At 66.5% G+C, this 14,410-nt stretch carries 10 protein-coding genes and 2 tRNA genes; 2 read left to right on the top strand and 10 right to left on the bottom strand.

Annotated elements, in window-relative coordinates:
• Window positions 1-19: 19 nt before the first annotated feature.
• The 10 genes from pgaD to AC3ITW_RS15030 form a co-directional block, all read right to left on the bottom strand.
• A complete protein-coding gene (gene pgaD / locus AC3ITW_RS15075; protein WP_065724284.1) occupies window positions 20-490 on the bottom strand; it encodes a poly-beta-1,6-N-acetyl-D-glucosamine biosynthesis protein PgaD in 471 nt (156 codons plus the stop codon).
• On the bottom strand, window positions 487-1,743 hold the full coding sequence (gene pgaC, locus AC3ITW_RS15070; protein WP_489389686.1) for a poly-beta-1,6-N-acetyl-D-glucosamine synthase: 1,257 nt from the start codon (window positions 1,741-1,743) through the stop codon (window positions 487-489). Before pgaC ends, pgaD begins: the two co-directional genes overlap by 4 nt.
• Window position 1,744: 1 nt before the next feature.
• A complete protein-coding gene (pgaB, locus tag AC3ITW_RS15065) occupies window positions 1,745-3,631 on the bottom strand; it encodes a poly-beta-1,6-N-acetyl-D-glucosamine N-deacetylase PgaB (protein WP_012511635.1) in 1,887 nt (628 codons plus the stop codon).
• 1 nt (window position 3,632) lies between these two features.
• Complete coding sequence (pgaA, locus tag AC3ITW_RS15060; RefSeq protein WP_489389685.1) at window positions 3,633-5,660, bottom strand: poly-beta-1,6 N-acetyl-D-glucosamine export porin PgaA; 2,028 nt, start codon at window positions 5,658-5,660, stop codon at window positions 3,633-3,635.
• Between the two features lie 342 nt (window positions 5,661-6,002).
• Window positions 6,003-7,208, bottom strand: a complete 1,206-nt coding sequence (locus AC3ITW_RS15055; protein WP_012511633.1) for a CynX/NimT family MFS transporter — start codon at window positions 7,206-7,208, stop codon at window positions 6,003-6,005.
• 202 nt (window positions 7,209-7,410) lie between these two features.
• Window positions 7,411-7,487 (bottom strand) — tRNA-Pro (locus AC3ITW_RS15050).
• A 140-nt stretch (window positions 7,488-7,627) separates the two neighbouring features.
• Window positions 7,628-7,704, bottom strand: a tRNA-Pro gene (locus tag AC3ITW_RS15045).
• A gap of 55 nt (window positions 7,705-7,759) precedes the next feature.
• Complete coding sequence (cydX, locus tag AC3ITW_RS15040; RefSeq protein WP_005410354.1) at window positions 7,760-7,876, bottom strand: cytochrome bd-I oxidase subunit CydX; 117 nt, start codon at window positions 7,874-7,876, stop codon at window positions 7,760-7,762.
• A gap of 54 nt (window positions 7,877-7,930) precedes the next feature.
• Complete coding sequence (gene cydB / locus AC3ITW_RS15035) at window positions 7,931-9,085, bottom strand: cytochrome d ubiquinol oxidase subunit II (protein ID WP_012511632.1); 1,155 nt, start codon at window positions 9,083-9,085, stop codon at window positions 7,931-7,933.
• A gap of 15 nt (window positions 9,086-9,100) precedes the next feature.
• Complete coding sequence (locus AC3ITW_RS15030) at window positions 9,101-10,684, bottom strand: cytochrome ubiquinol oxidase subunit I (RefSeq protein ID WP_006378378.1); 1,584 nt, start codon at window positions 10,682-10,684, stop codon at window positions 9,101-9,103.
• Window positions 10,685-10,912: 228 nt separating this feature from the next.
• On the opposite strand from AC3ITW_RS15030, the gene cydD reads away from it, so the two are divergent.
• Together cydD and cydC are read left to right on the top strand one after the other, a co-directional pair.
• Window positions 10,913-12,658 carry a thiol reductant ABC exporter subunit CydD gene (cydD, locus tag AC3ITW_RS15025; protein WP_065724278.1) on the top strand — a complete coding sequence of 582 codons (1,746 nt, stop codon included), beginning with the start codon at window positions 10,913-10,915 and terminating at the stop codon, window positions 12,656-12,658.
• A complete protein-coding gene (gene cydC, locus AC3ITW_RS15020) occupies window positions 12,655-14,328 on the top strand; it encodes a thiol reductant ABC exporter subunit CydC (protein ID WP_197585275.1) in 1,674 nt (557 codons plus the stop codon). The genes cydD and cydC overlap by 4 nt, the downstream gene beginning before the upstream one ends.
• Window positions 14,329-14,410: the final 82 nt, after the last annotated feature.

Raw genomic sequence — 14,410 nt, 5'->3', positions numbered from 1 at the left:
TGCCCGGCGAAGCGCAGGATCACACCACCTCGCGACGGATGCCGATCGGCCGCGCATGCTCATCCATGTGCAGGGTGGCGGCTTTGCAGCCCAGCAGGCGTTCGGCCAGGCCGGTGCTGGCACCCAGGTCGGCGGCGACCTCGTTGAGGCTGGCCAGCGGCCGCGGCAGGCGCCGCTCGTGGCCACGGAAGCGTGCGCGGTTGTACTCGGCCCAACCGATCAGCAGCACGCTGGCGCACAGCAGCATCAGCGGCAGCGCCACCAGCACATACGGATCGAACTGGCTTTGTCGTTCGTACAGCTGCTGCCAGGCCAGCTGGCCGCCGACCAGCCACGACACCAGGGTGACCAGTGGGGCCCACAGGTAGAAGTAGAAGCCCCAGAACGCCAGGGTGACGAAGCCCCATGCAGTGCGCTGGAAACGAGGCTGGTGGTGTGGCTTGCGGATCATCCGTGAATCGAAGCGGTTGGATGGGTGTTGTGTGCTCATCGGATTCCCCGGTCAGGGCTGGTCCAGGTAGCGCGCTTGCTGCGTCGGCGCAGCAGTGTCTTCGGCAGTGCCACCAGGGTGGTGGAAAGGCTGATCAGCCAGTACGCCATCGGGTACCAGATGACCCAGAAGTAGTTGCGTCCAATCTGTGTTTCGTAACGGCGGTCGATGATCAGGCTGCTGGCGAACTGCAGCAGGCAGACCAGCGCCAGGATCACGCCATGCCACTGGGGCAGCAGGCTGGCGATGTACAGCTGCGGCGGCATTTCGATGAACTTGCCCAACGCCCACAGCACCACGATGAACAGCATGGTGTAGGCCCAGATCACGCTCAGCACGTACTCCAGCAGTACGCCCCACATGCGCCGCTCCTTCCAGTGCAGCAGCGAACGTGCGTGGCGCAGCATCACCTCCACGCCACCCTGGGCCCAGCGCAGACGCTGCCGCCACAGCCCCTTCAGCGTTTCCGGCATCAGGATGAAGCACAGCGCGTTGGGCTCGTAGCGGATGTCCCAGTGCGCACGCTGCAGCCGCCAGCTGATGTCGATGTCCTCGGTGACCATGTCATCCGACCACCACCCCACCTGGTGCAGGGCGGTGCGGCGGAAGCCGGCGATAACCCCCGAGATGGTGAAGATGCGTCCGTACACGCGCTGCGCGCGCTTGATCATGCCGATGATCGAGGAGAACTCGGCCACCTGCAGCCGGCCCAGCAGGGTGGAGCGGTTGCGGATGCGCGGGTTGCCGGTGACCGCGCCGACCCGGCTGCCGCTGACCAGGTGCCAGATCATCCAGTGCAGCGCGTGCTCCTCCAGCATCGCATCACCGTCGATGCACACCAGGTATTCCGAGCGTGCCGCCAGCGCGCCCATGCGCAGTGCATTGGCCTTGCCCAGGTTGCGGTCCAGGTGCAGCACGCGCAGCCGCGGGTGCTTCGCGGCCAGCGCATCCAGGCGGGCACCGGTGTCGTCGCTGCTGCCATCGTCGATGGCGATCACCTCGTAGTCGGCCGGATAGCGCTGTGCCAGTGCCGCGCCGAGCGTGTCGTCCAGGTTCTCCGATTCGTTGTGGCAGGGAATCAGCAGGCTGGCGAACGGTGGATCGATCATCAGCGGTGGATCATTGCGCGGCCGCGAATGCCGTTCGCGCCGGAAGTAGTAGTACAGCCCGCCGGACATCCAGAAGAACGCCATCACCATCGGGTAATAGAAGGCGAACTGGAACAGGACCTGCAGCAACGGATGCATGTCCATGTCACTTCTCCGGGTACGGGAAGTTGCCGGCGGACATGGCCGCACGGGCATCGTGGGTGGAGGGCTGGCCGGCGATGAAGTCATCCGGGTACCAGGCGAAGTGATGCACGCCCTGCGCCTGCAGCTGGCGGATCTGTGCACGCAGGCGATCGGCCGGAATCGGCTGGCCGCTGCGCCAGTCAACAGTCTGCAGTTCGAACAACGTGTGCTGCAGCTGCGGATCGTGCCTGCGTACATCGGCCAGCAGCTGGTCCAGCCAGCGCTCCGGGTGCCTGCTGCCTTCCATCCACGGCATCGCCATCAGCGCGGTCTGGTCGTAGGCCTTGTTGAACAGGTCAAGGCGCTGCGCGAACCAGGCTTCACTCTGCGGGCGCAGCACCGGCTCGGCGTACAGGTTGCGCACCGTTGCCAGCTTCGGCCGCCAGCGCTGTGCGCGGTCGCGCAGGGCCAGGGTGAAGTCGATCAGCGCCTGCGTACGCGCGCTGCCATCGCTGCCTGCGCCCAGCGCGGGCAGCTCGGTGTCGCGCAGGTAGCCGTCATCATGGAACAGCAGCCCTTCAAAGTAGGAATTGACCGCCAGATCCTCGTAGATGTCGAGCATGATCTGGCGTGCCTGGGGGTTGGTGAAGTCCAGCCGGTACATGCCATCGGCATCGCCATTGCGGATCGCCAGCGCCTGTCGCTGCGCCGGATCGGGCAGCTCGAAACCGAGCACCGGCAGCCACGCGTACACCTTCACTCCGGCACGTGACTTCAGCTGCCACGCGACGCGGCTGAACAGGTCCGCGCGCATCGGCATGTGCCGGTTGGGGAAGTACACGGCATCGGCGGTGTTGTTGCCATCGGGGTCGGCAAAGGCCTGCAGGTAGACGTGGGTCGGCGCGATCCGCTTGACCCGCTCGATCAGTGCATCCAGATTGCGCGCCTGCTGTGCAGGATCGGGATCGTAGACAGCATCGAGGTCGACCTGCAGGGCGCGGACGCCATCAAGTGCGACGTCGCGGCGAAGTTCGTAGGCCAGTCCCTCCACGGTCGGGTTGTCGCTGACCAGGAAGCGCGCCAGTCCGTGCAGATCGCTGGCCACCGGCGTGCTGCGGCCTTCCAGGTCGAACGAGACCGGCATTCCCAGCTGCTCGGCGATATCGTTGCTCAGCTGGTTGTACGCGGCATACGGCCAGACGATGGCGCGCGGGCGCACGCCCAGGTGCTGCTCGATGCGCTGCACGCTGCGCGAGAGATCGGTACGCAGGCGTTGTTGGTACTGCGCTTCGCTCTCGTAGCTGTGGGTCGCGGGCGTATAGACACGAGTGACCACCGCTGGGGTGGAGTTGCCCTGTGGGTTGGCGATCACGCCATGGTGCAGGTCGTCGGTATGGCTGGCCACCTCGATCAGGCCGCTGTCGTGCATCTGCTTCAGCTGTGCCCAGGTGACGAAGTCATCGCGGCCGAACGGCCGGTAGCCGTAATCGATGGTGCGGCCCGGCGCCATGTCCACGTAGTCGGTGATCACTGCTACAAGGGCCGGATAGCGGTAGGCCTGCAGCAGCGGGAAGGCCTTGTCGTAGACGCTGCGCAGGCCATCATCGAAGGTCAGCAGTACCGGTTTCGGGGGCAGCGTGGCGCGGCCCTGCGAGGCCGCGATCAGCTGCGACAGCGACACCGGGTGATAGCCATGCGCGCCCAGCCAGTCCAGGTGTGCGGCGAAGTTCTGCGTGCTCACCGCATAGGTATCGGCGTCGCCCTTGGCTGCGACCTGGTCGCGGATGTCGTGATAACTGAGGATCAGCAGGCCGTTGTCGGCCGCGTCGAGATGCACGGCCTGCTGCGCGAGGGCGGGTGGCGTGACGCCCAGCAGCAGGAGCACGATCAGTCGCAGGATGCGGGTCATGTCAGTCTCCCCAGCGCAGTGCGGCTTCGAAGCCGATGTGACGCTCGCGGTGGCCGTCGTAGACCGGCCGCGACCAGCGCACGCCATACTCGAACACGCGGCCCTGGCCGATCTGCCACTCGTGCAGGTAGGACACCGACGGCACCAGTGCACTGCCGAAGCCGTCCTGCCAGTAGTCGCCCAGCGAGACCGTCAGCCGGTGCCGGAAATGGCGTTCATAGTGCCGCCACAGCTGCTGGTCGATGCGCAGGCCGATCTCGACCATGCGGTCACGACTGGGGTTGAAGTAGGGTGCATCGTCGCGGCTGCCCCGGCTGGTATAGGCACTGGCAAGGCCATCGATCAGCCAGCGCGGTCGGGTCAGCAGCCGCTGCTCGACGCGGGTACTGAACAGTTCGCGATGATTGCCGTCGTCGTAGCGGAAGCGGCTGGCGCCGAACATCCAGTGGGTGCGTTCGCTGCGCCGGTAGTCCACCTGTGCACTCACGCTGTCGGCGGTGATGCCGGCAGCGCGCGCCTGCATCGAGGCCTCCGGATCATTGCGTGCGGCAATCAGTCCGGCATGCCAGTAGTCGTTGAACTGCCAGCCCACGCTGGCACGCAGGCCGGTATCACCGATGTGGTCGTTGGCACGCAGCACCGCCGCCTCCGCATCCAGCCGGCCGAAGCGGTAGCGCACGCCGGCGCCCAGCCACAGCGGATCGATGCGCTGGTCCTGGAAGTCGATCGAACGCCGGTCTGCGAGCGCAAACAACCGCCAGCGGTCATCGAGGATCGGTGTCTCCACTTCAAGACCGTAATGGCGGTCGTTGTTGCCCAGTGGCGAAGTGCCGCCACCGCCGGAGCTGCGGCCGATGTCGGTCCATGCCTTCAGCTGCCAGCCGCGATGTGCACGCCAGGCCTGGTCCATGCGTTCGACGGCAGGCTGGGTGGGATAGCGCGCGAGCAGGTCGTCATGCAGTGGCCGCGCCAGGTCATCGCGCTGCAGGGCGACGTAGGCCTCTTCCATACCCAGCCGCGGCTCGATGTCACGCGGGTCCAGTGCATGCGCCATCTGCTGGCGCTGCAGGGCCATGCGTGGCCAACCGCGCATCATGTACACGCTGCCCAGCGCGCTCTGCAGGCCACCGTTGCCGGGGGCGATATCAACCATCAATTCAAGCTCGTGCTGGGCGGTCGGCAGGTCGCCACTGTAGGCGCGCACCATCGCCAGGTTCAGGTCGGCCTCGTAGCGTGACCAGTTTGCATACGGTGATTTGCCGTTGCTCCAGCGCCAGGCCGGTTCCTTGTCGCGCCACGCCTGCAGCAGGCCGATGGCCTTTTCCTGCTGTTCGCTCTCCAGGTAGGCATAGGCCAGTTCCGAATGCGAGGCGTCGCGCGTGGGATCGCCGGCCACGGCCGCCTGCAGCACCGGGATGGCTTCCTGCGGATGCAGCGTGCCCATCAACGAATCACCGACCGCTGGCAGGACGTAGTCGGGTAGCGCATGACCTTCGGCCTGCAGCGCCCGTGCTTCCTCGCGCACCTGCGCATGGCGGCCGAGCCGGTTGAGCAGGATCAACCGGTCCATGCGGATGCGCAGCGGCGCCTGCTCGGGTGGGGTGCCTTCGCTGCCGAGGTAGCGCTGCATGCGCGCCAGGGTCGATTCGGCTTCTTCCAGGCGGGCGTCCTCGCTGCTGCTGTAGGCCAGGCTCCAGACCACCAGCTTGGCCAGGTAGTCGCCCTCGATGCGTTGCTTCTGTGCAGCATCGAACAGCTGCGGGCGCTGCTGGTACAGCTCCCACGCGCGCCAGGCATTGCCGATGTCGCCCAGGGTCAGTACACGCAGTTTGAACAGCAGATCATCGTTGGGCTGCTGCTGGCTGGCGCGCTCGATCGCGCCCAGTGCGTCCAGCCAGCGGGCCTGGTCGCGGTAGCGGCCGATCTCGGCCAGGGCCGCCTCGCGATCAGGCGGGGCAGCGCCGCTGGCCCAGGCCAGGGCGGAGCAGGCAAGGCCGACGCAGAGCGCCAGCCGGCGGTGGACAACCATTGGGGACCCCCTTGGCTTCCGAACCAGACAACCTGAAAAATGTGACGCACATCACATGCCAGATTTTGGGATGGCCGTGGCCTGCGTCACTCCCTCGCGCATTCCCATCCAGCAGGACGGGTAGAACCAGGACAGCGACCTGCAATGTCTTGTCTGAAACGAGAGTCCCCCGCACACCGAGTGGTGGCCTGGACGGCGTTGCCGCCCCCATGCCCGATGCCGGCACGCGGCAAGGATGGGCATTCGTGGGCACTATCCGCCCGGAATTGTCAGCCCGGCGTCAAAATGCGCGTGAAGACTGACCGGCGGTAGACGGGACCGGCAGGCGGCCCCGGTGGAGGCTTACCAGAGGTCTTCCAGCTTGCGCGGCTTGCACGCCACCCACGAGGCGCACAGCATCAGGGTGGCGCAGCCGAACAGGAAGCTGAATGGGATCGTCCAGCCGTCGCTGACGGTGTGCAGCCAGCCGACCAGGAACGGCCCCAGGCAGCTGAAGCTGTAGCCCACACCCTGCATGAAGCCGGACAGCGCGGCCGAGCCGGTCGGAGTGCGCGTGCGCAGGTTGATCAGGGTCAGTGCCAGCGGGAAGGTGGACGGGCCGACACCGAGCAGGCAGGCCCACAGCAATGGCGCCTTCATCGGTGCCAGCAGCAGGCCGGTGAAGGCGATCACGAACGAGAAGAAGCCGATCAGGACCAGCGGGAACGGGTTCTGCAGGCGCACCGCCATCGATGGGATGACCAGCGACGGCAGCAGGCCCAGTGCCGAGAACACCGCCACCATCACCCCGCCGAAGGCGGGCGTGCCACCGGCTTCGACCACGATGCGCGGCAGCCAGGTGAACATCGAATAGGTCATCAGCGAGGTCATGCCGAACATCAACGTCATGCTCCAGCCCAGCGACGTGCGCCAGACCTTGCCATGCGGCTGTGCGGTCGGGTCGTTGGCGTCCAGCGCCGGCTTTGGCGCACGGCGCGCCAGCAGCAGCCACGGCAGGCTCGCCGCCAGCGCCAGCAGTGCCCACATGCCCAGCGACACCCGCCAGCCGGCCGCATTGGCCACCGGCACCGCCAGCAGCGCCGGCATCATCGTGCCCAGCTGCAGCACACTGATGTACAGCGTGCTCATGGTGCCGACCTTGTTGGCGAAGTAACGCTTCACCAGTGGCGGCACCACCACGTTGCCGATGCCCATGCCGGCCAGTGCGATCACCGAGCCCAGCAGCAGCGTGCCGACGTTGCCGGCGCTGGAGCGCAGCAGCAGGCCGGCGGCGGCCATCAGCATGGCCAGCAGGGTGGTGCGCTCCAGGCCCAGGCGCCGCGCCAGTGCCGGCGTGGCTACACCGAACAGCGCGAACGAGGCGGTGGGCAGCATGCCCAGCACACCGGTCATGGTGGTGCCGAAACCGAACTGCTGGCCGAGCACATCGAGCAGGGGCGTGATCGAGGTGACCGCAGTGCGCAGGTTGATCGCGGCCAGCAGGATCGCGGCGAATGCGAGGACGCGGCCGTGCAGCAGCGACGGCGAATCGGAAGTGGAGGAGCTCATCGGTGGTCCTTGCAGGTGTCGCACGCCGACGTGGTGGCATGCAGCGCCGGCATCGGTCTACGCCGAAGCGGCAGGTGGGGGAGGCGGCCATTGTACGTGGCTGGCCAGTGGCGTTGCGGCCGGCCGGTCCGGTCCCGGGCCGCAGGCACAAAAAAACCCGGAGGACAGTGATGTCTTCCAGGCTTCTTGGTGACCACCGAAGTGGTCGGGGAGACAGGATTCGAACCTGCGACCTCTACGTCCCGAACGTAGCGCTCTACCAGACTGAGCTACACCCCGAAGGGAGCCGCCTATTCTAGCGATTCACCCCGATGGCGGCAAGGGGTGGATGCTGTTTTCTTCACACTGCCGAAGCAGTGCCACTTCAGGGAACAAAAAAGCCTGGACGACTTCACCAGGCTTCAATGCGACCACTTGAGTGGTCGGGGAGACAGGATTCGAACCTGCGACCTCTACGTCCCGAACGTAGCGCTCTACCAGACTGAGCTACACCCCGAAGGAGCCGCCTAAGATACCGTGTGAAGACCAGGGCGGCAAGGCTTTTTTACAGCTCAGCGACGATTTTCTTTCTCGATACGGTTCTGCTCGCGGGCTTCAAACCACATGCCGTTGAGGATGGCGACCGTCGAGGCGAGGCCGGCGCCGAGGATCCAGGCGAAATACCACATGTTCAATCTCCTCTGTGCAAGACAGGTGCCGACCGTGGGTCGGCACGCTGGCAATCAATAGGCGTTGGGGTTGTCGTCCATGTCCTCGACCGTCGTCTTGCCCTTCAACACGCGGTACACCCAGGTGGTGTAGGCGATGATGATCGGCAGGAAGATGGCCGTGGCCAGCAGCATGACCCACAGCGTGAGGTGGCTGGACGAGCTGTCCCAGACGGTCAGGCTGGAGGTGGGCTGGCTGGAGGACGGCAGCAGGAACGGGAAGATCGCAAAGCCGACGGTCAGGATGATGCCGGCGATGGATGCACCCGAGGCGATGAAGGCCAGGCCGCCACGACGTGCGCGCAGCAGCACCGCGCTGGCCAGTGCGCCCAGCAGGCCCAGCACCGGGAACACAAGCGTCGCCGGCATGGAGCTGTAGTTGCGCAGCCAGCCACCGGCAGCCGTGCCCAGTTCGGCGGTCTTCAGCAGCGGGTTGGTCGGGCCATCGGTGACCACCTGCGAGGTGATCTGGTAACCCGGCAGGCCGAAGGCCACCCAGGCACCGGCCACGGCGAACAGCACGAAGCTGATGATGGCGGCGACGCTGCCGTAACGTGCGGCACGTTCGGCCACCGGGCCGTCGGTCTTGATCACCAGCATGGCCGCACCATGCGAAACCAGCATGGCGACGCTGATCAGGCCGGCAATCAGCGCGAACGGCGTGAGCAGGCCGAAGAACGAACCGGTGTAGGTCACGCGCAGGGTGTCATCGAAGTGGAACGGCACACCCAGCAGCACGTTGCCCACCGCGACGCCGGCAATCAGGCCCGGCAGCAGGCCACCGACAAACAGCACGCGGTCCCAGTTGTCGCGCCAGCGCTTGGACGGCAGCTTGCTGCGGTACTTGAAGCCGACCGGGCGCAGGATCAGCCCGAACAGCATCGCAAACACCGCCAGGTAGAAGCCGGAGAAGCTGACCGCATACAGCGGCGGCCATGCGGCGAAAATCGCACCGCCGCCCAGTACCAGCCACACCTGGTTGCCTTCCCACACCGGGCCGACGGTATTGATCACCAGTCGGCGTTCTTCATCGGTTTTTGCAACGAACGGCAACAGGGTGCCGACGCCAAGGTCGAAACCATCCATCACGGCCCAGCCGATCAGCAGGATGCCGAGCAGCAGCCACCAGATCACGCGGAGCGTGGTGTAATCAAGTGCAATGAATTCCATCTGGATTCTCCTGCCTCAGGCCTGGCCGGGGGCGACTGCATTGGGGGAAACAGGGCGGATATCGGCCTGCAGCGTCGGCAGGATGTCGTCCGGACCCTTGCGGATCGCCTTCAGCATCAGCTTGATCTCGATGATCAGCAGCACCGTGTACAAGCTGGTGAACACCGCCAGCGTGGTCAGGATTTCATGCAGTGCCAGACCCGATGCGGCGTAGAAGGTCGGCAGCACGCCGTCCACCGCCCACGGCTGGCGGCCGTACTCGGCAACGAACCAACCGCATTCGATCGCGATCCACGGTGCCGGCAGCGACCACACCGCCAACCGCAGGAACCAGCGCTTGTCCTGGAAGTTGTTGCGGCACGAGAAGTAGAAGGCCAACGCGAAGAAGGCGATCAGGTAGAAGCCCAGGCCCGCCATGATGCGGAAGGTCCAGAACAGCGGAGCCACGCGCGGCACGGTGTCCATCGCCGCCTTGGAGATCTCTTCCGGGGTCGCGTTGAGAATGTCTTCGCGGTAGCGCTTCAGCAGCAGGCCATGGCCGAGATCCTGCCAGTGGCGATCGAACATCTCGCGTGCTTCAAGATCGTTGCGGTCCTTCTTCACCCGTTCCAGCGCGCCGTAGGCGATCTGGCCGCCGCGGATGCGGTGCTCGGCACGTTCCACCAGCTCCAGGATGCCGGGAATCGGCTGGTCCAGCGAGCGGGTGGCGATCAGGCCCATCAGGTACGGGATCTTCACCGCATAGTCGTTCTGATGGGTGTCCTGGTTGGGAATGCCGAAGGCGGTGAAGTCGGCCGGCGCACGCTCGGTTTCCCACATCGCTTCGATCGCGGCCAGCTTCATCTTCTGGTGTTCGCTGGCGGCATAACCGCTTTCGTCACCCAGCACCACCACCGACAGCGAGGACAGCAGGCCGAAGGCTGCGGCCACCGCGAACGAACGGCGGGCCATGTCCTTGTACTTGCCACGCAGCAGGTACAGCGCGCTGATCGACATCACGAAGATCGCACCGGTCACGTAGCCGGCACTGACGGTATGCACGAACTTGGCCTGGGCCACCGGGTTCAGCAGCACCGCGGCGAAGTCGACCACTTCCATGCGCATCGTTTCCGGATTGAACACCGCACCGGTCGGGTTCTGCATCCAGCCGTTGGCGATCAGGATCCACACCGCCGACAGGTTGGTGCCCAGCGCCATCAGCCAGGTCACGGTGAGGTGCTTGACCGGAGTCAGGCGCTTCCAGCCGAAGAAGAACAGGCCGATGAAGGTCGCTTCCAGGAAGAACGCCATCAGGCCTTCGATGGCCAGCGGCGCACCGAAGATGTCACCGACGTAATGGCTGTAGTACGACCAGTTCATGCCGAACTGGAACTCCATCACCAGGCCGGTGGCCACACCGATGGCGAAGTTGATGCCGAACAGGGCACCCCAGAACAGGGTCATCTGCCGCCAGACCTGCTTGCGGGTCATCACGTACACGCTCTCCATGATGGCCACCATGAAGGACAGGCCAAGCGTGAGCGGGACGAATAGGAAGTGGTACATCGCGGTCAGAGCGAATTGCAGCCGCGACAGTTCTACGACTGTCTGATCAATCATGGCCTGGCTACCTCGTTGGATAGTGCCGTTGCAGGTGGCGGGAAGGGTGGTCTACGGGGTGAATGATGTGACCGACTACTTCAAACAGCCTTGATCCAGATCAATGTATGAATGGGTATTCAGGAGGATCGTATGCCAACCCACCGAGGACTGCGACCGCCGGCCGCAGGGGGAGGCCGTTGCCTGCGCCTACAATGCCTGCCAATGCCCTGTTGCCTGTGAAGACCCTTGAGCGCCGCCGAACCGACTGCTGACGCCCCTGTTTCCGATGACGAATCGACCCGGTTGCGACGTGTCCGCAGCGCGTGGCTGGCCGATCTGGCGCGGTCCGCGCGTGGCCGCCAGCGGTTGGCCTCGTTGTGCATCAGCCTGTCCGGCGCGCTGTTGATCGGCCAGGCCGCCGCCATCGCCTGGCTGGTGCAGCAGGTGCTCGTCGAGCGTGCACCGCTGGCCTCGGGCCTGCCGGTGCTGGCCACGCTGGCCGTGATCCTGATCGTGCGTACGCTGCTGGGCAGCGCCACCCAGGCCGCAGCGGGTGATGTAGCCGACGCCGCACGGCTGGCGTTGCGCGAACGCGTGTTCGCGCGGCTGCTGGGCCACGGCCCGCTGTGGCTGCGCCAGCGCCGCACCGGCGAGCTCGGAGAGCTGATGCTGCATCACGGTGATGCGATTGAGAGTTATTACAGCGGTTTCCTGCCGGTGCGCACCGAAGTGGTGGTGGTACCGCTGCTGATCCTCGCCGCAGTGGCCTGGGTCGACTGGGTGGTGGCGCTGATCCTGCTGTTCACCGCGCCGCTGGTGCCGTTCTTCATGATGCTGGTGGGCTGGGGTGCCGAAGCGGCCGGCCGTGCGCAGCTGGGTGAACTGGCACGGATGAGCGGGCACTTCGCCGATCGCATCAAGGGCCTGGGCCTGCTGCGCCTGTACGGCCGCGGCGAGGCCGAGCTGGACGGTATCGAAGCGGCTGCAGAAGGCGTGCGCGTGCGCACGATGAAGGTACTGCGCATCGCCTTCCTGTCGTCCACCGTGCTGGAATTCTTCGCCTCGGTGAGCGTGGCGATGGTCGCGCTGTACCTGGGGCTGAGCTATCTGGGCCTGATGTCGTTGCATGCGACGGTGCCCACGTTGGGTGCGGGCCTGTTCTGCCTGCTGCTGGCGCCGGAGTTCTACGCGCCGCTGCGGCGGCTGGCAGCGCACTACCACGACCGTGCCAATGCGCTGGCCGCAGCCGCTGAAGTGGAGCGCCTTCTGCAGGTGCTGCCGGAAGAAGCGGCTCTTGCCGATGACGAAATGGCGCCGATGGCACAGGAGCCGGCCGAAGTGGCGATGGCGCCGCTGCAGGCACAGGGGCTGGTGCTTCGCCCATTGGGTGCGCCGCACGATGTGCTGCAGGACCTCGATGTGACACTGGAGCCGGGCCAGCGGCTGGCGCTGGTGGGCTCCAGTGGCAGTGGCAAGAGCACGTTGCTGGAAGCGCTGGCCGGTTGGCTGCCACCTCGTGCGGGCAAGGTGCAGCTGCGGCCGGGGCTGCAGGTCGCCTATGCCAGCCAGCGGCCCTACCTGTTCCATGGCAGCATCGCCGACAACCTGCGGCTGGCCGATCCGGGTGCCAGCGACGCGCGCCTGCGTGCGGTGGCCGAAGCCGCGCAGGTGCTGCAGTTCGCACAGCGCCTGCCGCGGGGGCTGGATACCGTGATCGGTGAGCGCGGCTTCGGGCTGTCCGGTGGTGAAGCACGCCGCATCGGCCTGGCCCGGTTGCTGCTGCGCGATCCACAGGTGCTGCTGCTGGATGAGCCCACCGCCTTCCTTGATGCCGACACCGAAGCCGCGCTGCTGCGCAGCCTGGCCGCCTATGCGCGCGGGCGCAGCGTGGTGGTCGCCACCCATAGCCCAGCGGTGATTGCCTGGGCCGATCGTTGCCTGCTGCTGCCCGAAGGGCGGCTGGTCGAACCGGCACAGGCGGTGCGCGCATGAGCCGTTCGCCGGATTCGCTGCGTGCGGTGTTCCTGCGCCATCGCGCGCGCCTGTTGCTGGCCGTGCTGCTGCTGTGGACCACGATGTTGGCCGGCACCGCCCTGCTGGGGTTGTCCGGCGGCTTCCTGACCGCGGCAGCACTGGCCGGTGCCGCCGGCCTCGGTCAGGGCTTCAATTTCTTCACGCCCTCGGCGGGCATCCGTGGGCTGACCATGGCGCGCATCGCGTCGCGCTACTTCGAAAAGCTGGTGGGGCACGACGTGACCCTGCGCATCGCCCGTGACCTGCGCGTGTGGTTCTTCCGACGCGCGCTGCCGCTGGCACCGGCGCGGTTGGGCGCGACGCGTACCGGCGAGCTGTTGGCACGGCTGCTGGGTGACATCGGCGAGGTGGATGGCCTGCTGGTGCGCGCCATCGGCCCGCTGTTGGCCTTGGGCGGCTTGTCGCTGGTGGGAGTGGCTTCGGCCGCTGTGATCCTGCCTTCGGCGGCTGTGCTGCTGGCGGTACTGGCGGTGCTGATCAGCTTCGGGGTGCCGTGGCTGGGCGTGCGTGGCCGTGACGATGAGGAGGCCGATCGCGCCGCACATCGCGCTGCGCTGCGCACCGCCGCGTTCGAAGGACTGGAAGGCGCGGGTGATCTGGCCGCACTGCATGCCAGCACCGCATGGCAGCTGAAAGTGCGGGTGGCCGCCAAGCAGCTGGCCTCGCGTGATCGTCGCCGGCGTTGGCGCCTGATCGCGGCCTCCTCCCTGCACGGCCTGGTTGCCGGGCTGGGCCTGGTAGCGATGCTGGCACTGGCCCTGCATGCAGCGGAGCAGCAGCGGATCGCGCCGGAAATGGCTGCTGGGCTGGTGTTCCTGACCGTGGCGATGATCGAACTGTGGGCCGGCATGGGCCTGGCCTGGCAGTCGCTGCAGTCCGGGCGCATCGCCGCTGCGCGGCTGCAGGCCATCGTCGAGCAGCCGCCGACGGTGGAAGACCCGCAGGCGCCGCAGCCGGTACCGCAAGCGGCGCGCGTGCATTGGGATGACATCCATTTCCAGTGGCCAGGCGCGGTGCGTCCGGTGCTGTCCGGCCTGCAGCTGACCCTGGCACCGGGTGAGCGCATCGCCATCCGCGGCGACAGCGGCAGTGGCAAGACCACACTGTCCAGCCTGCTGCTGCGGCTGTGGGATCCGCAGCAGGGGCGGTTGACCTACGGTGGCCGTGACCTGCGCGACTTCGCCCAGGCCGACTGGCATCGGCAGCTGGCCTGGTTGCCGCAGAACGCCCCGGTGTTTGCCGGCAGTGTGGCCGAGAACCTGCGCCTGGGCGATCCCAATGCCAGCGACGCGGCGCTTTGGGCGGTGCTGCGTCGCGTGCGCCTGGGCGAATGGGCCGAGCACAATGGTGGCCTGCAGACCTGGGTGGGCGAGAACGGCGCGACCATGTCGGCCGGTCAGGCACGGCGCCTGGCACTGGCGCGCGCGCTGCTGCGCAATGCGCCGATCCTGCTGCTGGACGAACCGACCGAGGGCCTGGACGTGGATACCGCGCGCGCGCTGCTGCAGGATCTGGCCAGCCTGTTGGACGGCCGCAGCCTGCTGATGATCACCCACGATGACCTGCCCGAGGGCGTGGTCGATGTGCAGTATCGGTTGCGTGATGGGGTTCTGAACCGCGAAGCGTGAATGGTAGTGCCGGCCGCTGGCCGGCAACCTCATGGCAATTGATACGGATACGGAATTGCCGGCCAGCGGCCGGCACTACCCA

This window comes from Stenotrophomonas sp. KH_052 (assembly GCF_057838755.1).
This window is presented reverse-complemented; position numbering and strand designations above follow the sequence as displayed.